The sequence below is a fragment of the Microvirga flocculans ATCC BAA-817 genome, assembly GCF_000518665.1.
Taxonomy (GTDB): domain Bacteria; phylum Pseudomonadota; class Alphaproteobacteria; order Rhizobiales; family Beijerinckiaceae; genus Microvirga; species Microvirga flocculans.
This window is the reverse complement of the sequence record NZ_JAEA01000009.1, coordinates 233905-255655: the sequence shown is the minus strand read 5'-3', so window position 1 is coordinate 255655 and position 21751 is coordinate 233905. Positions and strand designations below refer to the sequence as shown.

The window sequence follows — 21751 nt, the reverse complement described above, 5'->3', positions numbered from 1 at the left end:
TGAAGGTGTCGATCATGGCCTTGGACTGCTTGATCGAGTCCTTCACGGCGCTGAGCGCACCGTTGTCCGACTTCATCTGGGTCGAGATCGAGAAGTAGGAGGCGTTGTGCGAGGCCTCGCCGACGCGCAGGCCGGTCGAGATCTGGTTCTGGGTCTTGTTCATGGCGTTCTGCGTCGAGCGGAGCGACTGCAGGGCGGTCATGGCGGAGAGGTTGGTATTGATCGACGACATGTGCGGTTTCCTTGAGCGAAAGGGATGGGTCAGGAAATGTCGGATTTGAACCGACCCAGCGGAGGGGCGTCATGCCTCGAGAGAAGGGTCTCGATCCGCTGCTCACATGCATCCGGGCTTTCGCCGGAACTCTGGCCAGGGCATCATGCCTCGCCTTCCCCCGCAGGAAAAGGCCACCAGGAGTGCTGGGGCTGAGGCAAATCGATTGCTCTTCAGCGCGTATGGCTTTTTCTACTGCCGTCCCTCGGACGCGTCAAGGGACGAAAGCGAAAAAATCGTTATTTTTGAGATATTTACCTTATGTTAAGATTTCAACTCCGGGCACGCCGATCCCGCCGCCTGAAACGATTTTCAGCGGCGGGAAACATCATCCGTCAACAGACGCCGGGAGGCGCCTCGCAGGGCGCGTGAACGAGCGCCTTCTTCAAACGTCTCGGGCATTGGGCATGACAGAAAAGTCACGCCCCACGCTTCAATCCTCCTGTTTCGAGCGTCGATGCTCTGGAATTCAGCCGATTCCAACCGCAAGTTTCTTGGGAGCTGCGGCAGGCGCTGTCTTGGCGTAGAGGCCGCGATGGGCCGGGTCGAGCGTCAAGGTATCGGTGATGCCGAGAACCGTCTCCGATGCCCCGAGCAGCAGCGCTCCGTCCGGAGCCATGACATGGGCGATCCGGCGCAGCACATCGGCTTTCAGGTTCGCATCGAAGTAGATAAGAACATTGCGGCAATAGACGATGTCGAACTGTCCCAGCCGGTTGAAATCCTCGATCAGGTTCAGGTAACGGAAGTCCACCATGGACCGGATCTCAGGCGCGATCTGCCATTGATCGCCCACCTGCTTGAAGTACTTCACGAGGAAGCGGATCGGCAATCCGCGCTGCACTTCGAACTGGTTGTAAACGCCGACCCGCGCCTTTTCCAGAACCTCCGTCGAGATATCGGTGGCCACGATCTCCACGTGCCATCCCGGCATGCGCGGCGCAGCTTCCTTCAGAATCATGGCGAGGGAATAGGGCTCCTGCCCGCTCGACGCGGCGGCGCACCAGATCCGGAGCCTGCGCGTGGCGGCCCGTTCCTTGAGATATTTGGGAAGCAGCACATCCTGGAACAGATCGAACGGCGCCTTGTCCCTGAAGAAGAAGGTCTCGTTCGTGGTCATGGCCTCGATCGTCGCTTTTTCGAGCGCGCTGGCGCGGCCCGCCCTGATCTCGCGCACCAGCTGGGACAGGTTGTCGATCTTGAAGCGCGTGCACACCGCCGCAAGCCGGCTCTCGACGAGATACCTCTTGTCCGGCGACAGCGCCAATCCGGACCGGCTCTTCAGAAAAACGCGCAACGCTTCGAATTCGGCTTCGGTCATTTCGAAGATCCGGTGATGAGGCCCTTCAAGGAGCGGCCGATGGATTCCAGAGGCAGGATATCGTGAGCGAGCCCTGCCTTGACGATGCTTCCCGGCATCCCCCAGACGATGCTGCTCGCTTCGTCCTGCGCGACGACGGTGCCGCCCGCATTGACGATATGGCGCGCGCCCTGCGTGCCGTCCGCCCCCATGCCGGTCAGGACGGCCGCCAGCGTGGAAGCGCCGAAAACGGCGGCGGCCTCGCGAAAGAGCACATCGACGGCCGGGCGGCAGAAATTCTCCGGCGGCCCGTCATTGAGGCGGATGACCGGCTTGCCCGCGGATGAGGCGATGCCCATGTGCCGTCCTCCCGGCGCGACGAGAACCGTTCCCGGCACGACGGGCTCGCCGTCCTTCGCTTCCCGAACCGGCATCGCCAGCAAGGCTGCCAGATGGTCGGCGAAGACGGCCGTGAACATGGGCGGCATGTGCTGAACGATCAGAACCGGAATGCCCGGCAAGGCCGCCTTCATGTCCATGAGCACGCGCTCGACGGCGCGCGGTCCGCCGGTCGAGGAGCCGATCAGGAAGCATTGCGGTCTGGTCGAGCCCGCCCGTGGGGCAACAACCGGCACCTGTGGCGCCTTGACGACAGGAAGCGCAGGCGCAGGCGTTCTTGCCTGGCGGCTCCGCGTTTCGCTCAAGGCGCGCAGCTTGTGGACGAGATCGCGCTTGAAATCGGCGGCCGCATTCGCTGCACGGGCGCTCTCGGGCTTTGCCAGATAATCGACCGCGCCGAGCGAGAGGCATTTCAGCGAGATTTCGGCGTTTCTCTGGGTGAGCGTCGAAATGACGATCACCTTCGCGGATGGATGGGCCTTCAGGATCAACGGCAAGGCCGCGAGCCCGTCGACTTCCGGCATCTCGATGTCGAGCAGGATGATCTCGGGCTTCGAGCGTTCCACGGCATCCACCGCCATGCGCCCGTTGGATGCCGTCGCGACAATATCGAATCCTCCGGCCTCGGTGAGCCAGCGCGCCATCATGCCGCGAATGACGGCACTGTCGTCGACGATCATGACCCTCGCCGGAACGGCAGAGGCGGGAGAAGAATGAAGAGGAGCAGATGCCATGAATTTACGCCGTGTGGGAAACGGGCAGCACGCCCAGTTCCTGGAGTTTAGCCGTGAGAATGTCCCGGTCGAACGGCTTCATGATATACTCGTTCGCGCCTGCATCGAGGGCACGCGTGATATGCTCGAGGCTGTTCTCCGTCGTGCAGAAGATCACTTTCGGATGCTGCCCTTCGGGCGTCGCGCGCAGCTTCGTGAGGAAGCTGAACCCGTCCATGACGGGCATGTTCCAGTCGAGAAGAATGAGATCCGGCATCTCGGCCCGGCAGGCCAGAAGCCCCGCCTCGCCGTTCTCCGCTTCCGCGACCCGAAAACTCATCCCTTCGAGCATTTCGCGGGACACTTTCCGAATGACGCGCGAGTCGTCAATGATCAGGCAATAGCTCATGAAAATTCCTCTGTTCCGGCCGCCCGGTCCTTCTCCGAAACCGCAGGAGGATCAGGAACGGATGTCGGACTTATCGACGAAGTTGAAATTCTCGACCAAGATCTCCTTGACGATCTCGGCCCCGAGGCGCTTGTTGATCCTCTCGCGGACATTGCCGATCATGGCGTTCACGTTGTACCGGGACAGCCGTTTGAAATCGAGCGTCTCGTCGGCGTAGACATAGCGGAAGACCTCGTCCTGAATGAAGGCCTCGGGCGGCACCGAGATCTCCCGCAGCGTCTTGGCATCCGCCGTGAAGACCAGGTTTGCGACCACGTAGCCTTGCACGGCCCCTTCCGCGATGATGGGAATGTTCAACGCAGGGAGCTTCTTGTATTGCAGCCCTTCGTATCCGCCCTTCTCCTCGGCGGGAGCTGCGCCAACCACCCAGGTCACGGCCGCGTAGCACGACATGACCGTGACGGCGCAGACCCAGAAGCCGGCGATGACGTTTCTGATCATACGCCGTAACCCACCTTGTTCATGTGTGCGGAATAGGTGCTGTCGGATTCTGCGCTCTGGATAGCGTTCGAGATGATGGTCGCCACCTCCTCCACGGCCTGCATGTGGCGGCGCAGGATATCCTGATTGCGCTCGATCTTCTCGCGGATGTCTTCGAGGCGGGACGCGGATGCGTCATCCAGGGCGCTCACGTCCGCCGTCCTCACCATCCTGCTGATCTCGAGAAGGCACTGGCTCTTGCGGCGGTTGAACTCCTCCAGCCCCGACAGGTCCCGGGCCATGAGCGCGGCGGTTTCCATATCCAGCGTCTCTTCGAGGCGATCGAGGGATTTCATCAACATGGTGTTGCCTCCTTGGGGACGGTTGATCATTGCATCATGTTTCGTCAGCTGAGGGGTCCCGCGGCACAGCAGGCCCGATCTTCTGCGCATTCAGGAGATGCTTGGCGATTCCGATGCCGCCCGCTTTCGAAATCTGCGCGCCGATCTGCTCCGCCATCATGGATTTCCAGATGGAACCTGCGCTGCCCTTGCCGTAGACCGCCTCGGATTCTTTGGGCATCATCGACTCGACGAATGTCTGCAGGATATAGGCCTCGAAATCCTGGTGAGCTTTCTTCGCCCGGAGGGCCTCGGCGGATTCCGCATCGTTGCGGAGCGAATTCCTGAGCGTATAGACATCGGCGCCGGCCATCATCGGACGGCCGGAGAGCGCCTGGACGGCATCCGCGAAGCCCGCTCCATCGGCGACGGGAGAGGCGCCGTTGATCAGCTTCTGCGCTGCGGCCTGATAGCGGGTCGGATCCGCCGCGCGCGCGACATCGTTGATAATATCTGAGGGCGGGCTGATCGCCATCTCACTTCTCTCGGCTCATCTGTCTCAAGCCTCTGTCTATTCGATCTAGCTTACGGGAAGCTTGCGTGAGCGCCTTTGACGAGGGTTTCAAGAATCTGGACGAGTTCCTTCTTCTCCTCCTCGCGCCGGTCCTCGCCCTTCAGGCCCGTGAGCATCTTCTCCGTGCGCTTCGTCTGGAGAGCGCGGTCGAGGGTCAGCGCCTTCTGATGGCTCTTCGCCTTCTCGACGACGCTTGCCTGGCTTGCCAGGACCTGAAGCCGCCTGGACGCGACATCCACGAACAGGCCATGGAGGGTTTCGTGATCGTTCATGGTCTGGATGAGGGTTTCCTGCGCCTCCTTGAGCGCGACGGCTTCCCGCTCGAGCCGCGAGAGCCTCAGCTCGGCCTCCTTCTGCAGATGCTGCTGCACCTTGAGAATACGGTCGATCTTGCGGATCCGGTCCTTCATCGCGCTAGCCGTCCCGAAGCCATGTGGAAAAGGCCTCCATGAAGAGGAGAACGTAATCGCTCGCCGCGAAATACATGATCAGAAGCCCGCCGAGCATCACGAACGGCGTTGCGAGAAAATAGACCGGAATCTGCGGCGTCAGCTTATTGGTCAGGCCGACGGCCAGATTGACCACCACCGAATACAGGATGAACGGGCTGCTGATCCGCAGGGCGAGAACGAAGGCGATGCCGATCTGGTCGACCAGCTGCGTCAGCGAGATCCGCGTTACCAGAAGCTCTCCCATCGGGAGACGGGAATAGGAGGCGATCAGCCCGCGGAAAATCTCCCAGTGCAGGTCGGAGAGAAAGAGAACCGCAGTCGCCACCATCATGATGAAGGAACTGATGGGCGGCAGCGGCTCGGATTCGTCGATGGGCGTTCCGGGCATGCCGCCGAGGCCGAGCGCCATCGCGACGGCGCCGAGCAGGGTCTGCAGAGCCAGGAAATAGACGCGCCCCAGGAGACCGATCAGGAGGCCGGTCAGAAGTTCCGAGCCGATGGAGACGAGCATCTGCGCCGGAGCCTGGGATGCGATGCCTGCGCGCACCGGTTCGAGAAGAACTGGAGACAGGGCGAGACTCACGGAAAGAGCGATGAAGAGCCTGACCTGCACCGGGATCCGATAGCTCGAAAACCCCGGCACGATCATCAGGCATCCTCCCACCCGGCAGACGATGAGGAAGACCCCGAGAAGGGTCTCGGACGTGATCTCGCTCACGCGACGGTCCCGAGCGAGTTGACCTCGACGCCCCGGGCGATTTCCAGGTGCGACAGGACCGGCAGGGACGAGAACATGCGCTCGATGATCATACGCACATAGGGACGTGCGTCCGGCGCGGTCACGATGGCGAAGCTCTTCACCTGTCCCATGCGGGTCTTGATGGCCTCCGACGCCTCCGCTCCGAACTGCTCCACGAGGCGCGGATCGATGTCGAATTCCACGACGTCGCCCTTCGCGTCCCGTTTCAGACTTTGGTGGAAGGCGATATCCCACTTGTTGCCGAGGCGCAGGACGTTGAGCGCCCCTCCCTCCGCGAGGTCGCCGCAGATCTGCTGGGCGATGCGCACGCGAACATGCTCCACAAGCTGCTCGGCCCGGCGGGCATGGGGAGCGATCTCGGCGATGGCTTCGAGAATGAGGCTCAGGTTGCGGATGGAAACACGTTCGGCGAGCAGAAGCTTGAGCACCGCCTGCAGGCCCGAATAGGAAATCTGAGACGGGCAGATGTCGTCGAGCAGACGCTTGTATTCTGGGTCGAGTCCGTCGAGCAGGTTGCGGACATCCTTGTACGAGAGAAGCTGGGGCAGATTGTTGCGGATGACCTCGCTCAGGTGAGTGAGAAGAACCGAGGCGCCGTCCACGGCGGCAAAGCCCTGGCGCTTGATTTCGTTCAGGTACACGTCGGAAACCCACATGGCCTTCATGCCGAAGGCGGGCTCGCGCACCTCGTCGCCCGGCACGTCCGGAACGGGGCCGTCACCCAGGACCACGAGAAGGTCGCCGGGCCGGATCTCCTGTGTCGCGATGACGGTCCCGTGAATCTTGATCTGGTAGCTTTTGGGCGGAATCATCAGGCTGTCGGAGAGTTTCACGTCCGGCAGGACGAAGCCGTAATCCTGGGCGAACTTCTTGCGCATCTTGCTCACCCGATGCGCCAGGTCGCTGTGCGAGCCCGCGAGGTAGGAGGCGAGATGCTTGCCGAGGCAGAGCTCGATCTCGGCGATCTTCAGGCTCTCCTTCACCGATTCGCGGGATTCCAGAAGGTTCTTCTGCTGCTCCTTCTCCTGCGCCAGCTTGGCCTGGGCCTCGGCCTCGCGCTCGGCCTTCTGCTTGGGGATCGCATAGGCGACGAAGGCCATGCAGCCGCCGAGAAGCAGGAAGGGAATCATCGGAAGGCCCGGAACGATGGCGAACACGAACATCAATGCGGACGCCACCATCAGGGCGCGCGGATAGGCGCCGAGCTGCCCCAGAACGGCCTGCTGCGCCTGCCCCCGCGTTCCGCCCTTCGAGACCAGGAGGCCTGCTGCCAGGGATACGACGAGGGCGGGAATCTGGCTCACCAGACCATCACCGACGGAAAGCTGCGTGAAGACATCGGCGGCCTTCGACAGGGGCATGCCATGACGCGTCACGCCGATGATGATGCCGCCGAAGATATTCACCGCGATGGTGATGAGGCTCGCCACCGCCTCGCCGCGCACGAACTTGGAGGCACCGTCCATGGAGCCGAAGAAGGCGCTCTCCTCTTCGAGCTCGCGCCGCCTTTTCTGCGCCTCCTTCTCGTCGATCAGGCCTGCGGAGAGATCCGCATCGATCGCCATCTGCTTGCCGGGGATCGCATCGAGCGTGAAGCGGGCGCCCACTTCGGCGATTCGGGTGGCGCCCTTGGTGATCACGAGGAAGTTGACGGTGATCAGGATGAGGAAGACGACGATGCCGATGACGAAGTCGCCGCTCATCACGAACCGGGAGAAGCCGCTGATCACGTGACCGGCGGCATCGATTCCCTTGTGGCCATCGGAGAGGATCAGGCGGGTCGAGGCGATGCTGAGCGCCAGACGCAACAGTGTCGCGATGAGAAGAACGGTCGGAAAGGCGGAGAATTCGAGTGGCTTCTGGATCCAGAGCGCCACCATGAGAATCAGAACGGAGAGCGCAACCGAGAAGGCGAGCCCCAGATCGATCATGAGGGGCGGGATGGGAAGAAATAGGATGGCCAGGATACCGACCACGCCGCCGGCGAATGCCAGATCCCTGCCGCGCCCCTGAGGAGTAGTGTCAGCTGCTTCCATGTGCCTATCAGCTCAACGAATGAAGGTTGAGACCGACAGATGCACCACGAAGCTTGCGCGGAGGTCGCGCACCGGAGACGTCACGGGCTCCCGCTCTCCAGCCCCACCCGCGGCCCGCTTAAAAAAATGGGCACCGCAGGGATGCCCATAGGCGGCAGCTGCTTTGGGCCGGATGCTCTAGAACCCCGTTACGATTCGGCCGTAGACCAGCTCGGTGAAGGCGAAGATCTGGGATCCGACGAAGGATCCCGTCACCAGGGTCACGACGAGGATCGCGATGATCTTCGGGATGAAGGTGAGCGTGACCTCCTGAATCTGCGTCAGAGCCTGAATGAGGGCGATCACGATGCCGATCACCATCGCGGCGGCGACGGCGGGACCGGCCGCGACGATCACGGTCCAGATGGCGGCCCGGACCAGCTCGAGGGCATCGACCTCGTTCATGGTCAGCTCACCACGATGCCCGGTCCAAGCAGGACCCGCGCTCCGCCCGCCAACTGGGCGACGGCGCCTTCGCTCGTTATCATGACGGAATCGACCTTACCGGTCACCTTGCCGTCCGCCGTCGTGACCGTTCGCCCGATCACGCTGTCGGCCTGGGACAGAGCCGACGAGGACAGGAGCGCATCGAGCTTGGCATTGCCTTTGACGGCCTGTTCGACCTGGGAGAAAGTGGCGAGCTGCGCCATGTAATCCGTCGACTTCATGGGCTCCGTCGGATCCTGGTTCTTCAGCTGGGCCATCAGGAGCTTGAGGAAGTTGTCGTAGCTCACCGTCGAGGGCGAGGCGCTCGCCGCCGACCTTTGGGATGCGAGCGCATTCGTTACGGAATTGACATTCATCACGATCTCCTTGGATCAGGCAGCCTGCACGGCGGCGGCTTCAGCCGGCGCCGCGGTGCGGGCGATAGGCTCGAACAAGGTCCGGATGACCTTCAGGGCCTCGAAGGTCCGGTCGGCCGCCACGAGCTCCCCCACTTTGTCGAGAGACGTCCTGGTTTCCTCGTCGATAGTGATGCTCACGAGGGACTCGTGCAGCTTGCGGAATGCGCCCATCACCTTGTCCGCTTCCTGCGGATTGATGAGGATGGACTGCACGACGAAGTACAGCTGGCGCATCGGCGTGGTGGCCTCGCTCACCTGGAGCACGTGGCTCTCGAGAAGGAACCGTGCGTCGTTCAAGAGGCTCAAGGTCACCTTCTGGCTCACCGTCAGAACGGCCCCATTGATGAAGATCCGCTCTCCAGCCTTCAGAGAGAACCGCATTTTCGCTTTCATTTCAGGCCTTCCTGAATTATTCCGTTGATGTCGATCAGCGCGTCGAGATTGTTGTGCTCGCCCCGCAGGACGCGATCGGTTTCCCGCATTACCCAGAGGCCGATGGAGATGAGCTGCCCCTTCAACTGGTCGGGTAGCCCGTTGTCCGGATGCCCCAGATCCTTGATCAAGAAGGTCCAAAGCCGCTGGACGAAGATGATCGCCTCCAGCATTTCCTGGGACTGCGAGGGCTTTCCATTCGCCCCTTTCATCAGATTGATGGCGCGGTCGAACAATTCGTACTCGCGCAGGCGGCAGTCCCTCGAAGAATCTTCAATGATCTCTGCGTAAGAGAAGCGGTACACGACTTGACTCCACTATCAGATGAAATTGATCAGGCTTAAATTCTTGAGCTGCGCCGTCAGGGAATAGGAGGTCTGGATCTGGGTCATCAGCTGATCGACGCGGATCTTGGCCTCTGCCGGGTCGACGGCTTCGAGATGCGTGATCTTTTCGTCCATGATCGTCTTCTGCAGGCTCATCCGCTCGTCGGCCTGCTCGATCTTCTCCTGGACCGCACCGAGCTTGGATTGCATCCCGGTCAGGCCGGTGATCGCATCCGAGAAAGTATTGACGATCCTGTCGACCAGAAGCGTTCTCGTGTCGTCTTTCAGGTTGTCGATGCCCAGTTCGAACACCATGGTGTAGGCCATGGTCAGTTTCTGGATGGCTTCGTCATTCGCGTTGGCCGATGTCTCCACCCGCTGCTGCGGAGAGATGCGGCTCTGGATGTTTTCGCTCGAAGCGTTCGACCAGTTCTGCCAGTTGACGCCCGTGAAGAGGTTCGCGAAAGGTCCGTCGAGGAAGGCCTCCATTTCCGCGGGCGTGATCGAGGCGACCGCAGGTGCGCTCTGGCTGAAGCCGAAGCCTGCGGGAGGCGCCGCCGCGAAGGCGGCGTCGATCGCGGCCTTCGACGCCGACGGCACCGGGCCCTGGACATAGGCGTTGAGAGGCTTCTCCTGGGTGTTCAAGCCGCCGAATACATATTGGCCCGCCACGTCGATGTTCAGACCAGAGATCAAGCCGTCGAGGTTGACCTTGGCCTGATACTGAACAGGCCCGAGGCTTCCGTCGGTCAGGGGAGTCGCGATGAGAACGCCCATGAACTTCTCGGCGGTGGTCCTGGCATTGTCGAGAGCCTGATAGGTCGACTTGATGCGCAGCAAGGTGGAGGCATTGCTGTCGGTCAGCGCATCCAGCTCAGCCCTGCTCTGGCGCAGGGAGAGCGTATCGCCCGTTCTGTATCCGAGCTTCAGGCCCACATCGGCTTCGCGCCCGGTCACGAGTTCCTTGTTGGCCTTCACCAAGCCGGTCTGGAGCTTATCCAGGGTCGACTTCGACGAATTCCACAGCGATACGGTTGAGACGAACGTCGTTCTCATGGATCAGCCTACGACACTGAGGAGGGTTTTGAGCATCTGGTCGATGACGGAGAGCAGCTTCGCCGATGCGGCGTATGACTTCTCGAGCTGCAGCATGAGAGCCGTTTCGTCATCCATGTTGACATCGGTGGCGTTCGACAGGGCCTCCGAGGCATGGGCAAGAAGCGTGTTCTGGTAATCCACGCTCTGGCTCGCGCTCTGACGCGTGGCTTCGACCCAGCTTCCCGAGAGCGCCGCCAGGCTGTGCAGAGACGCGGTGGGTCCGAAGCCCAGGCTGGCATCGATGCCGCGCTGGGCGACCATGGCATCCGACAGACCATTCAGGCGCTGCGAGAAGGCGGCGTTGGCGTTGCCGTCGGGATTGTAGACATAATCGGCGCCGTTGATGCCGCCATCGCGAATGAAGTCGAAGGAACCGCCCTTGTCGGGATCGACGGTATCGTTGACCTTGATCAGCCCCGCAAGCCCGGCGAAGGCCGGCGGGGCCGGAACGCCCGTCGCTCCGGGGAACGTGAAGACGCCCGGCATGTCGGGCTGCGCCGCACCGCTCTGGTCGCTCTCCGCGAAGGCCGCGATGACGCTGCGCGCGAGCTCGTCGAGCTGAAACTGGTATGTTCCTGCCACATCGTCGCGAAGCCGCGCCAGGCCGACGAGGTTGCCCGAGTTCAAGGGCATCGTCGCCCCCGCGCCCGTCACCTGAATGCCGTCGATGGAGACGCTTCCTCCGGTTACGGTAGGGTCATAGACCGTCTTCGGCGTGAACTCGACCTTTCGCGGCAGCCGGTCGAACAGGGGCACGCCGCTGTCCGTATAAAGAGCGATGTCGTTGCCGGCGCGCGGCACGACCGTGATCCCGATCTCCTCGGAGAGCTGGGCGATCAGGCTGTCGCGCGTATCCATGGCGTCGGTCACGTCGGCGCCCAGGGCGGACCCGCTCATCACCTGGTTGTTGGCGGCCTCGAACTTCTGCAGCAGGTCGTTGATGCGGGCGACGGAATGCGCCATGCCCGTATCCGCCTCGAGGCGGATGGCCTGGATGGTGGCGGTGGCCTGGTTCAGAGATTCGGCCAGATCTGACGCGGCCTTCACGAAGGCCCGGGCGCGCGCCGCATTGTCCGGCGTGTTGGCATATTGCTGAAGAGCGCTGCTCAACGCGCCGATCCGGGCGGCCGGGGACTGATCCAGCTCCGGGTCTCCGATGGTCTCGCTGAGTTTCTTGAGCCCTTCGAGGAGGGCTTTCTGCGTGGCCGCATCGGATGTCGTTTCCAGCATCTTCGTCAAGAGCGCCTGGTCGCTCGCCCGGAAAACCGTAACGCGGGCATACCCGCCGCCGGTCGTCAGGGCCGCGATCTTGCGCGAGTAGCTGGGATCGGAGGCTCCCGACGTGTTGCGCGACACCACCGCCATCTGCGACTGCGATGCCTGGAGCGAGGAACGGGCCGTGTTGTAGGCGACGGACAATGACATGGATCAGGAGCCCCTGAGCAAGAGAGGAACGCGTTACCGCTTCAGGTTCATGAGGACGTCGAGCAGCTCCGAGCCGGTCTGGAAGACCTTGGAATTGGCCGTGTAGCTCGTCTGCGCCTCGATCATCGCGGTCAGCTCGGTGCCGATATCGACGTTCGATCCTTCCAGCGCGCCGGAGGCGATGGAGCCGAAGCCCGACGTCTCGGGGAAACCGACCTGGTAGCCGCCGGACGCCGCCGTCGGCTCATAGACGTTGCCCGCACGCGGATTGAGGTTGTCCGGGCTCGGAACGGTCGCCAGCGGAATCCGGTAGGCGCCGACGCGCGTGCCGTCCTCGTAAACCGCATAGACGGTGCCGTCCGCCGCGAACTCCACGTCCTTCACTGCGGACGGAGCATTGCCGTTGGAGCTGCCGGTGACGTTGTACTCACCCGCGAGCTGCGTCATGCCCGACATGTCGAGGGCGAAGGGCTCGCCGCCGGGAATGTTGAAGTTGAGCACGGCGGGAGCGATGATCTGCCCGTCCGCATCGAAGTCGAGGTTCATCGTCGTCGTGCCGGTGAGCGGATCGGTGGGATCCGTTCCGTTCGCGACCGTGATCGTCCAGCGCGTATCGCTCACCTTGGACAGGGTGATGTCGACCTTGATGGGATTGCCGACCTTGTCATAGACTTGGAGCGAAGAAGACTTAGTCACGGAAGTATAAGTGCCGGTTACATCCGTAGCGCTGAGCGGGTCAGTAGAGGTTAACACCAACTCACCTGTGGGGCTTACAGAAGCGTTTACCCCGCTGAGTGTGCCAGCCGTAACAGCAGCATTAATGTCGGCTGCCAATGCTGCGACTGTCTTCTGGGTCGTTACAACGAACGTTTGCTCTGGCCCGCCACCAACTCTGAATTTGACAGTTTCACCTTGGGTCATATTTGTCGCTGGAAAGCGAACCGCACCAGAAACGGGCGGAACGGCAAGCGGATCGGCGGCGGTTGAAGTACCGGCTGCCGTTGCAATTGATGCACTATATGGCAGGTTTCCTTTGAACGTTCCCTGGGTGGAGCCGGACGCCTGCATGGCGAAGGACGACATGTTGACCGGAACGACGCCGTCGAGGCTGTTCAGCGACGGACCGGCCATACCCGTTCCCAGCTTGTAGCCCATGAGCGTGAAGCCGGCGGCGTTGACGAGGTTGCCGCTGCGCCCGTCCACGACGAAATTGCCCGCGCGGGTCAGGTAGGGCGATCCGCTGGGATCCGAGACCACGAAGAAACCGTTGCCCGAGATCGCCAGATCCGAGCCCGACGAGGTGTAGGCGATGGGACCCTGATCGCCGATCGTGTAGCGCACGCGGCTCGTGACCGATCCCGAATTGTAGTTGCCCTCGCTGGAGGGCAGGATCAGGGACGAGAATTCGGTCGAGGCGCGCTTGTAGCCCGTCGTGCTCGAATTCTGGATGTTCTCAGCGACGGTTCCCAGCTTGTTCGACTGCGCGTTCATGCCAGAGACGCCGCTACGAAGAACGCCATAAAGACTCATGTGAAGCTCCTACGGTTTCAATCTCGAACCTAACACCACGTTGCTTGCGCGAAGCTGTGTTGCACACGGGTACGGAGGGTTCGTGTGTTGCCTGTTCATTGCTTGAGAAACTGGGCGAGATCCATGAAGGCGTCGCGGCTGGCAGGCATGGAAGGATCCTGCCGCAGCGCCTCGTAGATCTTCGGGACGAGCACGACGGCCTGATCGAGCTCCTGGTCGTTGCCGGGGTGATAGCCGCCCATCAGCCGCAGATCCCGGGTATCCTCGAAGCGCGCGATCATCCCGCGCAGCCGCCGCACCAATTCCTTCTGGTCCGGCGTCCAGACGTGATCGGCAAGGCGCGAGATCGAGCCCAGCACATTGATCGCCGGGTAGCGGCCCTGGTCCGCAATCGCGCGGTCCAGCACGATATGGCCGTCGAGCGTTCCGCGGATGTTGTCGGCGACGGGATCGTTGTGGTCGTCGCCGTCGACGAGAACGGAGAAGATGCCTGTGATCGCCCCCTTCCCTTCCTCGCCTGGCCCCGCTCTTTCCAGAAGGCGGGGCAGGTCGCTGAAGACGCTCGGCGTATAGCCGCGGGCCACGGCGGGTTCCCCTGCCGCGAGCGCCACGTCGCGGGCCGCATGGGCATAGCGGGTGACCGAATCCACGATGAGCAGAACCGATTCGCCGCAATCGCGGAAATACTCCGCCACGGCGACCGCCGTTCGCGGCGCCTGGCGCCGCATCATCGGGCTTTCGTCGCCGGTCGACACGACCATGACGGATTTATGCAGGTTGGACTGGATCGGCCCTTCCAGAAACTCGCGCACCTCGCGTCCGCGCTCGCCCACGAGAGCCACGACGATGGTGTCGAAGCCGTCGCATTTGGCGAGCATGGTCAGAAGCGTCGACTTGCCGACGCCCGAGCCTGCGAAGATGCCGATGCGCTGCCCGTGACAGATGGGCGTGAACAGGTCGATGGCCTTCACGCCCGTCCGCAGCGGCTTCTTCACCCGCGAGCGCGTCATGGCGGAGGGAGGCTCGGCGTCGTTATGGACCGGCTCGGGCCCGGGCACGAGAGGACCCAGTCCGTCGAGAGGCTCTCCGAGAGCGTTGATGACGCGCCCGCGCCAGGAGCGATCAGGCCTCAGGCCTGTGTCGCCGGCAAGGAAGGCTGGCATGCCGATGCCGGCCTCGATGCGTCCGTTGAACGGCTTGACGGTCACGCCCGCATCGTCGATGCGCACGACTTCGCCGATCTGCGTCTTGCCCTGGGCCTCGAACCCGACCCGGTCGCCGAGCTTGACGAACTGCGACAGTCCCGCGACCCGGTAATAGCTCGGCGTGACCTCCCGGATGGTTCCGCCGATCCGGATCTTGCGCCGGGCCGCCGCTTCCGTCAGGACGAATTCCTCAAGGGCCTGGAGAGCGTTCATCCCGTTCCTCAGCTGCTAGGGCCGAGCGTCCGTATGGCGTCCATCAGCGTCGATTCGCTTTCCTGGATCGTCGTCGCGGCGCTTTCGAAGCTTCTCTGCACGGCGATCATCTTCGTCAGCTCGAGAACGGGATTGACGTTCGACCCCTCACTGAATCCCTGCTGCACGCCGGCCGAGGTGAAATCCTGCACCACCTCTCCCGGCACGCTGGACATGACGCCCGAATTGCCGAAGCGGCTCAACTTGCTGTCGGCCCTCAGGTTGAAGAGGCCGATGACGCCGACCTGATTGTTACCCTGGGTGATCGTGCCGTCCCGGCTGATCGTCGGCGGCCCCTCCGCGGGATCGAGGGCGATGGGCGCCCCGCCCGCATCGAGCACCGGATACCCGTCCACGGTCAGGAGATCGCCGTTCTCGTTGACCTTGAAGCGGCCGTCGCGGGTATAGACCGGGCCGTTGGGCCCGCTGAAGGCGAACCAGCCCTCACCCTGGATGGCGACATCGAGGGGATTGTCCGTCTTGGTGACGGGGCCCGTGCGCCGCGACACATAGTTCTGTCCGGACGAGGCGAAGGAGACGCTCTCCTTGGCGGCGAGCGACAGCACCTCCTCGAACTTCACCTCATCCGCGCGGAACCCGCCGGTATTCATGTTCGCAACATTGTTCGCGATGGTGGCGAGGCGCTTCTCCATGGCGACCTGGGCCGACAGAGCCACATAAAGCGAGGATTGCATCGAAGATCTCCAGCGTCCGTCTCCGCAGGGAGGGCCTGTTACCGGCCGCAGGACGGTCCTGTTGTATTTTGGGGCAGCCGGTTCGGTGGCAGCTCGGTCTCTTCGTACCCGGACAGCCTTGCCCGAGGCTTGCTTCGGCGTTTCCAGCTTCACGCAAGCCTCCGTGTTTAAGACCTGCTCAACGGATAGGACTTTCGAAAGGGGCTACAGCTTTGGGCGTCTTGATCGGACTTGCAGTTGCCATCGGCTCGCTCATCAGCGGCTATGTCGCCATGGGCGGGCATCTGGCTGTCATCTGGCAGCCTTGGGAATACGTGATCATTTGCGGCATCGCGATCGGCACCTTCATCATCGCCAATCCCATGTCCCTCGTGAAGGACACGGGACGGGCGACCCAGGAGGCGATCACCGGGGCCGTGCCGAAGAGAGATCATTACCTGTCGATCCTCGGCCTTCTCTATGCCCTGATGCGCGAGCTGAGGAACAGGCCGCGCAACGAGGTCGAGGCCCATATCGACCAGCCCGAGGAGTCGGAGATCTTCAAGGCCTTTCCGAGCGTGCTGAAGGACAAGGACCTGACGCTCTTCATCTGCGACTACGCCCGCCTCATCATCATCGGCAACGCTCGTCCCCATGAGATCGAAGCCCTGATGGAGGAGGAGATCGCAACGCTCAAGCGCGACCGCACCAAGCCTTACTATTCGATCTATGCGGTCTCCGAAGCTCTCCCCGCCCTCGGCATCGTGGCGGCCGTTCTGGGAATCGTGAAGGCGCTGGGCGCCATCGACCAGTCCCCCGCCATTCTGGGCGGCCTAATCGCCTCCGCTCTCGTGGGCACCTTCGGCGGCATCTTCATTTCCTATGCCATGCTGTCCCCGCTCGCCAACAAGGTGAAGGCGACCCGCGAGAAGCAGACCCGCGTCTACGTCATCGTCAAGCAGGCGCTCATCGCCTACATGAACGGGGCGCTTCCGCAGATCGCGGTGGAGCACGGCCGCAAGGGCATCTCCGTCGAGTACCGCCCGACCATCGATGAGGTCGAAGCCGCGACGACGATGGGCGGCCGCTCCGAAGAACTGAAAGAGGCGGCTTGATCATGGCCGGAACGCAGAACGCCACCGATATCCGGGACATGCTTCTCGATGCGGCGGGCCTGTCGCTCGACCGGCTCCCGATGCTGCACGTGATCTTCGACCGCATGTCGACGAGCTGCGCGGAGCATCTGCGCCACCTGGCGGCCTCGCCGATGTACTACTCCCTGAGCGGCATCGAGAGCGGCCGCATCACCGAAATCCTGGAGATGTACGAAGCCAATGCGGTCGCTGGCATCTTCCACGCGCCGGAATGGGACAGCCACATCCTGATCGGCCTCGACCGCGACTTCATGTACACGATGGTCGAAGTGCTCTTCGGCTCCGACGGCTCCGAGCCGCCGGTGGAGGAGGTGCGGGGCTTTTCGAACATCGAGCTCCGGATGGCGCAGACCATCTTCGAGCAGATCGCCAAGGCCCTGCAGGCTTCCTTCTCCCTCATCGCCGATACGAAGTTCAAGCTCGAGCGGATCGAGACGCGCATGGACTTCGCCGTCATCGGCCGGCGCAACAACCAGGCGGTTGCGGCGAAGTTCCTCCTCCAGGCGCTCAACCGCGGCGGCGAGATGTTCGTCGTCATTCCGCAATCGGTGCTGAACCCGATGCGCAAGGCTCTCTCCCGCGTGGTCACCGGCGAATCGTCCGGACGCGACCCCCGCTGGATGAAGCAGATCGCGACCGAGGTGAAGAAAACCGAAGTCACGCTCAAGGCGGTGCTCGAGGAGCGGTTCCTGACCCTCGGCGAAATCGCCGACCTCAAGGTCGGGGACGTGATCGAGCTGCAGGCCACCCCGCGCAGCCGCGTCAAGCTCGAAGGCAACCAGCAGGGACTCTTCTGGTGCCATATCGGACAATCGGAAGGCTCCTATGTTCTGAAAGTCGACGAAGCCGTCGACCAAGAGAAAGAATTTCTCGATGATGTCCTCCCTCGCTAACACGATCCTGTTTCTGTCTCTCGTGATCACGAGCGTCATGGTTGCGGTCATGTACCGGAAGCTGAAGAAGCTGGACCGGTATCACGCGGAGTATCGGCAGATCTTCGACAAGACCGGCGATGCCCTGACAGCCGCGCAGAAGGCCGTTGCAGGCTTCGGCAAGGAGGGTAAGGAGACCCTGACCCTGCTCAGCCTTCGCATCGAAGAGGCCCAAGCCGCCGCCCGGCAGCTCGAGGCCCTGATCCAGGACGCCAAGCGCCAGGCTCATTCCCATTCCGCTTCCTTGAATTCGTAAGGTGAATCCACCATGACAAATCCCTTCGACACGAACTCTCACGATAAGCCGGTGTGGCAGCAGGAAAGCACCCTCGGCAAGGCCGACGGCGCCTCCTCCATGGACGAGAAGCTCGGCGGCGCGAGAAACCTCGATTCGATCCTGCGCATTCCCGTGACCATTCAGGTCGTTCTCGGTTCCGCGACCATGCCCGTCGCCAACCTGATGAAGCTCGGTCGCGGCGCCATCGTCCCACTCGACCACCGGGTCGGCGAGCCCGTGGACGTGGTCGTCAACGGGCGCATCATCGCCCGCGGGGAAGTGGTCGTGGTGGAAGACGACAATTCCCGTTTCGGCATCTCCCTCACCGAAATCGTGGGACCGCCCACCAACGATCTTAACGGCTGAAGTGGCGGCACGGCATGGTCGGTAACGTTCCTATAAAGGCGAATGGCTCCAAGGTTCTGAAGGGGCCTGAGCGTGTTGCGACCCTTCTCTTCGCGATGGGCAAGCCCGCCGCGAGCAAGATACTCAAGCATTTCAGCGAGGATGAGATTCGCCTCGTCACGAAATCCGCCGCCCAGCTCGGCGCGGTTTCGCCGGCCCAGATCGAGCAGCTTGTCGAGGAATTCGCCTCCAACTTCTCCGATGGGGCGGACCTGATCGGCGGTGCGTCTCATATCGAGAAGCTTCTGACCGGAGTGCTGAGCCCGGAGCAGATCGCCAGCATCATGAGCGAGGTGGTGGGCAACGCGAACAGGAGCATCTGGGAGCGGATCTCCACGGTCTCCGAAAGCGCGATCGCCTCCTATCTCATGAAGGAGCATCCCCAGACCGCGGCTCTGATTCTCTCCAAGGTGAAGCCTTCCTGCGCCGCGAAGGTCATGACCCAGCTTCCGCAGCCGCTCCGCAACAACCTCATGCGTCGCATGCTCAGCATGAAGCCCATCGTCGACGAGACGATGAAGAACATCGAGAAGACGCTGCATGAGGATTTCATGACGAACTTCTCGAAGAATGCGGGCTCCGATACCCATGCGAAGATCGCGGACATCATCAACAAGATGGACCGGGACCACATGGAGGACGTGCTGACGAACCTCTCCTCGGTGCGCCCGAAATCCGCCGAGATCCTCCGCGGCCTTCTCTTCACCTTCGACGACATCGTCAAGCTCACCCCGAAGGACCGCACGACCCTTTTCGACCAGGTCCCGCCGGATCGTGTGGTGCTCGCCCTCAAGGGCACGACCGACGACTTCCGCAAGGTCGTTCTCTCGGCCCTATCGTCGCGCGTGCGCCGCATGATCGAGCACGAGCTGAACAGCAAGGAGCCGTCGGCGCATCGCGACATCGCGGAGGCCCGCCGGACGATCACGGATCTTGCCCTCGAAATGGCCGGACGGGGAGAGATCGTCATCAACTCCGAGGCCGAGGAAGAATCCTACTTCTAGGGCATCGTGCGGCAGGGTCGCCCCGGCCTTGTGCACAATCAGCCCTCTAACCACAGGAGCATCGGCCCCCGAAAGCAAAACCCCTTTGGGGGTCCGATGCCCAGCCCCGGCCTAGAGCATGTCTGATACGGACGACAAAGACAGCAAGACGGAAGCGCCTTCTGACAAGAAGATCCGCGAGGCCGTGGAGAAGGGCAACATCCCCTTCTCCCGGGAAGCGCCCATGTTCGCTTCCATCCTCGGCATCCTTCTCGTTCTGGCTTTTGCCGCCCGCAGCACGACCAAGACGCTCACGGAAAAGCTTTCGCTCTTCGTCAATCGCCCCGAGGATTTCCGCCTGGAAACGGGCGTCGATGCATTGGCGCTGATCCATGCCGTTGCCCTCGAAGTAGGCCAGTTCCTCGTTCCGGTCATCGCCATTCTGGCCGGATGCAGCCTCGCAGCCTCGATTCTGCAGAACGTGCCCTCCATCGTGTCCGAACGGATCAGGCCGCAATGGAACAGGATTTCACCCGTCAGCGGCTGGAAGCGCATCTTCGGCCGTCAGGGATTGGTGGAGTTCGCAAAGTCGTTGTTCAAGTTCGCAACGATGACAATCATCAGTCTCCTGCTCCTGAGATCGGAGCAATACAAGGTCTTGAATGCCATGCTCAGTGATCCCTCCCTCCTGCCGGAGATGATGTTGACCATGGCGATGAGACTCGTCTCCGCCATCGCGATCGCCACCATCGTCCTCGTTGCCGCAGACCTTCTGTGGGCCCGCTTCAAGTGGCACAGCGACCTGAAGATGACGAAGCAGGAGGTGAAGGAGGAGTACAAGCAGATGGAGGGCGATCCGATGGTCAAGGCTCGGATGCGCTCCCTGGCCCAGGACCGGAGCCGCCGGCGAATGCTGGCGGCCGTGCCGAAGGCAACCTTCGTCATCGCCAACCCCACCCACTTCGCCATTGCCCTGCGCTATGAACGCAGCGAAGCGAGCGCGCCGATCGTCGTCGCCAAGGGGAAGGATCTCATCGCGCTGAAGATTCGCGAAATTGCCGAGAAAAGCGGCATTCCGGTCATCGAGGACAAGCCTCTGGCAAGGTCGATGTACGATCATGTCGAGATAGACCGGATGATTCCTCCCGATTTCTACAAAGCGGTCGCCCAGATTCTGTTCTACATCCTCACGAGGTCCAAATGAGAAGCCTTCACACCGCCTTCATGGCGGCTTCGTCGAGAGAAAGCATGGACATGCGTGCTTTCGAAGAAGTGCTGGCATGCAACATCAAGGACGTGATCGCCGATTTCTGCCTCACGGACGCCGAGATCATCAGGTCCTATGCCGACAACCAACTGCACGGCAACATGCGCGAAATGCTGACCGCAGCCGCGGAACTGTATTTCAAGGGAGAGACATTGTCGTATGGCTATATCTCTCATGTCGAAACAGGGCGTGAGGAACTCTCCTCCATCGTTCTGGAGATGGAGTTCGTGCATGATTCCGTCACCGTCTTCTTCCAATTGATCTTCGAGGATTGCCATATCGGCGTGAAGATCAACGAGCTCCTGCTCGATGCCGCCATCCAGTGGACCGACTTCAACCCCTCTTCCTTCGCGCGGATCCTGTCCTCGGCCCGCCTGAAGCCGCTACCCCTGCGGTTCAAGTCGTCCTATTGCCCGCCCGACACGGCGCTTCACTGACGTAAGGCCGGCATGCGACCATCATGAAGCGCATAGTCCTGACAACGGCGATCTTAAGCACGGCTGCCCTGTCCGCCTGCAACTCGACCGACACGATCTACAGTCAGGGGCCTTGGGGTCCCAGGCATGTGAAGAGAAGCTATCCGGACTACCCCGCACCCTGGGGGCCGCGGCCTGTCGAGCCTGCGCCCTATGGCGGCGCGGGCCCGGTCGATCCCGCCTATGTCGCGGAAGACCGCGCATTGGACCAGGCCCGTGCGCGGGCCTACGCAGTTCGCCTGGAGCCGGATATGGGGCCTTCGCCGTTTCCGCACGCGGCAGAGCCGATGCCTGCGCCGGAGCAAGGCGGCGCGCCGGTCGCCGCGCCGGCCCAGCCGCCTCTTCCCGCCCCTGAATCCGGCGCCCCGGCGCATGCGAGCCCGCCCGGCGTCTTCACCTCTCCCCGGCGCGCATCGTCCTATTCCGGAACTTGGAAGGCGGCCGTCGGATCGGCCTCCTGCCGCGTTCAGCTCTCAAGCGTCCCCTCACTCGATCTCTACAAGGCCTCGACGCAGGGCTGCTCGCACGAGGGCATGCGCAGCGTCAACGGATGGAGCTTCCGCGACGATCAGGTGCTTCTGTTCTCGCGCGGAAAGGTCGTCGCGAGGCTCACCGGAGCGGAAGCCGCCCTCAACGGCAAGCTGAGCGGATCGGATATCGACGTGACGATGACGCGATAGAGCATTTTTCGGCGAT

The 21751-nt window shown here is 62.3% G+C and carries 27 protein-coding genes; 8 read left to right on the top strand and 19 right to left on the bottom strand.

Features of this window, described 5'->3' with window-relative positions; translation table 11 throughout:
- The 19 genes from L879_RS0112315 to flgF all read right to left on the bottom strand — a co-directional run.
- On the bottom strand, nt 1-232 hold a 232-nt coding region (locus L879_RS0112315), incomplete at its 3' end, for a flagellin N-terminal helical domain-containing protein (protein WP_027315443.1).
- Nucleotides 233-740: 508 nt separating this feature from the next.
- Nucleotides 741-1592: a CheR family methyltransferase gene (locus L879_RS0112310; protein WP_027316369.1), complete on the bottom strand. Its 852-nt coding sequence runs from the start codon at nt 1590-1592 to the stop codon at nt 741-743.
- Nucleotides 1589-2650 (bottom strand): protein-glutamate methylesterase/protein-glutamine glutaminase, encoded by a 1062-nt coding sequence (locus L879_RS0112305; RefSeq protein ID WP_438268103.1) that lies wholly within the window; start codon nt 2648-2650, stop codon nt 1589-1591. Before L879_RS0112305 ends, L879_RS0112310 begins: the two co-directional genes overlap by 4 nt.
- A gap of 58 nt (nt 2651-2708) precedes the next feature.
- The gene (locus tag L879_RS0112300) at nt 2709-3092 is read right to left on the bottom strand and encodes a response regulator (protein WP_027316367.1); all 384 of its coding nucleotides are present in this window, start codon (nt 3090-3092) and stop codon (nt 2709-2711) included.
- 51 nt (nt 3093-3143) lie between these two features.
- Nucleotides 3144-3593, bottom strand: a complete 450-nt coding sequence (locus L879_RS0112295) for a hypothetical protein (protein ID WP_183501369.1) — start codon at nt 3591-3593, stop codon at nt 3144-3146.
- The gene (locus L879_RS0112290) at nt 3590-3934 is read right to left on the bottom strand and encodes a magnesium transporter CorA family protein (RefSeq protein WP_027316365.1); all 345 of its coding nucleotides are present in this window, start codon (nt 3932-3934) and stop codon (nt 3590-3592) included. Before L879_RS0112290 ends, L879_RS0112295 begins: the two co-directional genes overlap by 4 nt.
- Before the next feature lie 34 nt (nt 3935-3968).
- On the bottom strand, nt 3969-4448 hold the full coding sequence (locus tag L879_RS0112285; RefSeq protein ID WP_027316364.1) for a rod-binding protein: 480 nt from the start codon (nt 4446-4448) through the stop codon (nt 3969-3971).
- A 50-nt stretch (nt 4449-4498) separates the two neighbouring features.
- Nucleotides 4499-4897 carry a hypothetical protein gene (locus tag L879_RS0112280; RefSeq protein WP_027316363.1) on the bottom strand — a complete coding sequence of 133 codons (399 nt, stop codon included), beginning with the start codon at nt 4895-4897 and terminating at the stop codon, nt 4499-4501.
- A 4-nt stretch (nt 4898-4901) separates the two neighbouring features.
- On the bottom strand, nt 4902-5657 hold the full coding sequence (fliR, locus tag L879_RS0112275; protein WP_027316362.1) for a flagellar biosynthesis protein FliR: 756 nt from the start codon (nt 5655-5657) through the stop codon (nt 4902-4904).
- Nucleotides 5654-7735: a flagellar biosynthesis protein FlhA gene (gene flhA / locus L879_RS0112270; protein WP_027316361.1), complete on the bottom strand. Its 2082-nt coding sequence runs from the start codon at nt 7733-7735 to the stop codon at nt 5654-5656. The genes fliR and flhA overlap by 4 nt, the downstream gene beginning before the upstream one ends.
- Nucleotides 7736-7912: 177 nt before the next feature.
- Nucleotides 7913-8179: a flagellar biosynthetic protein FliQ gene (locus L879_RS0112265; protein ID WP_027316360.1), complete on the bottom strand. Its 267-nt coding sequence runs from the start codon at nt 8177-8179 to the stop codon at nt 7913-7915.
- A 2-nt stretch (nt 8180-8181) separates the two neighbouring features.
- Nucleotides 8182-8577 (bottom strand): flagellar hook assembly protein FlgD, encoded by a 396-nt coding sequence (gene flgD, locus L879_RS0112260; protein WP_027316359.1) that lies wholly within the window; start codon nt 8575-8577, stop codon nt 8182-8184.
- A gap of 15 nt (nt 8578-8592) precedes the next feature.
- Nucleotides 8593-9000, bottom strand: a complete 408-nt coding sequence (gene flbT, locus L879_RS21530) for a flagellar biosynthesis repressor FlbT (protein ID WP_245265222.1) — start codon at nt 8998-9000, stop codon at nt 8593-8595.
- Between the two features lie 8 nt (nt 9001-9008).
- Complete coding sequence (gene flaF, locus L879_RS0112250) at nt 9009-9356, bottom strand: flagellar biosynthesis regulator FlaF (protein ID WP_027316358.1); 348 nt, start codon at nt 9354-9356, stop codon at nt 9009-9011.
- 15 nt (nt 9357-9371) lie between these two features.
- Entirely contained in the window at nt 9372-10433 is a 1062-nt protein-coding gene (locus tag L879_RS0112245) for a flagellar hook-associated family protein (protein ID WP_027316357.1), read from the bottom strand.
- Between the two features lie 3 nt (nt 10434-10436).
- Nucleotides 10437-11900 carry a flagellar hook-associated protein FlgK gene (flgK, locus tag L879_RS0112240; protein ID WP_027316356.1) on the bottom strand — a complete coding sequence of 488 codons (1464 nt, stop codon included), beginning with the start codon at nt 11898-11900 and terminating at the stop codon, nt 10437-10439.
- A 33-nt stretch (nt 11901-11933) separates the two neighbouring features.
- A complete protein-coding gene (locus tag L879_RS23250) occupies nt 11934-13430 on the bottom strand; it encodes a flagellar hook protein FlgE (RefSeq protein ID WP_027316355.1) in 1497 nt (498 codons plus the stop codon).
- A 95-nt stretch (nt 13431-13525) separates the two neighbouring features.
- Nucleotides 13526-14848: a flagellar protein export ATPase FliI gene (gene fliI / locus L879_RS0112230; protein WP_027316354.1), complete on the bottom strand. Its 1323-nt coding sequence runs from the start codon at nt 14846-14848 to the stop codon at nt 13526-13528.
- A gap of 8 nt (nt 14849-14856) precedes the next feature.
- Nucleotides 14857-15582 carry a flagellar basal-body rod protein FlgF gene (flgF, locus tag L879_RS0112225; RefSeq protein ID WP_027316353.1) on the bottom strand — a complete coding sequence of 242 codons (726 nt, stop codon included), beginning with the start codon at nt 15580-15582 and terminating at the stop codon, nt 14857-14859.
- Between the two features lie 212 nt (nt 15583-15794).
- On the opposite strand from flgF, the gene motA reads away from it, so the two are divergent.
- From motA to L879_RS22835, 8 genes are all read left to right on the top strand, one after another.
- Nucleotides 15795-16676, top strand: coding sequence for a flagellar motor stator protein MotA (gene motA / locus L879_RS0112220; protein WP_027316352.1), 882 nt, complete (start codon nt 15795-15797; stop codon nt 16674-16676).
- A gap of 2 nt (nt 16677-16678) precedes the next feature.
- Nucleotides 16679-17608: a flagellar motor switch protein FliM gene (locus tag L879_RS0112215; protein ID WP_027316351.1), complete on the top strand. Its 930-nt coding sequence runs from the start codon at nt 16679-16681 to the stop codon at nt 17606-17608.
- Nucleotides 17589-17903, top strand: a complete 315-nt coding sequence (locus L879_RS0112210) for a hypothetical protein (RefSeq protein WP_245265221.1) — start codon at nt 17589-17591, stop codon at nt 17901-17903. The genes L879_RS0112215 and L879_RS0112210 overlap by 20 nt, the downstream gene beginning before the upstream one ends.
- Nucleotides 17904-18002: 99 nt before the next feature.
- Nucleotides 18003-18290: a flagellar motor switch protein FliN gene (gene fliN, locus L879_RS0112205; RefSeq protein ID WP_245265226.1), complete on the top strand. Its 288-nt coding sequence runs from the start codon at nt 18003-18005 to the stop codon at nt 18288-18290.
- Nucleotides 18291-18304: 14 nt separating this feature from the next.
- Nucleotides 18305-19333, top strand: coding sequence for a flagellar motor switch protein FliG (locus L879_RS0112200; RefSeq protein WP_035459441.1), 1029 nt, complete (start codon nt 18305-18307; stop codon nt 19331-19333).
- Between the two features lie 118 nt (nt 19334-19451).
- Nucleotides 19452-20516 carry a flagellar biosynthesis protein FlhB gene (flhB, locus tag L879_RS0112195; protein ID WP_027316347.1) on the top strand — a complete coding sequence of 355 codons (1065 nt, stop codon included), beginning with the start codon at nt 19452-19454 and terminating at the stop codon, nt 20514-20516.
- Nucleotides 20517-20566: 50 nt separating this feature from the next.
- Nucleotides 20567-21016, top strand: coding sequence for a BspJ family T4SS effector nucleomodulin (locus tag L879_RS0112190; RefSeq protein WP_161634664.1), 450 nt, complete (start codon nt 20567-20569; stop codon nt 21014-21016).
- 23 nt (nt 21017-21039) lie between these two features.
- The gene (locus L879_RS22835; RefSeq protein WP_051435268.1) at nt 21040-21735 is read left to right on the top strand and encodes an AprI/Inh family metalloprotease inhibitor; all 696 of its coding nucleotides are present in this window, start codon (nt 21040-21042) and stop codon (nt 21733-21735) included.
- Nucleotides 21736-21751 lie beyond the last annotated feature (16 nt).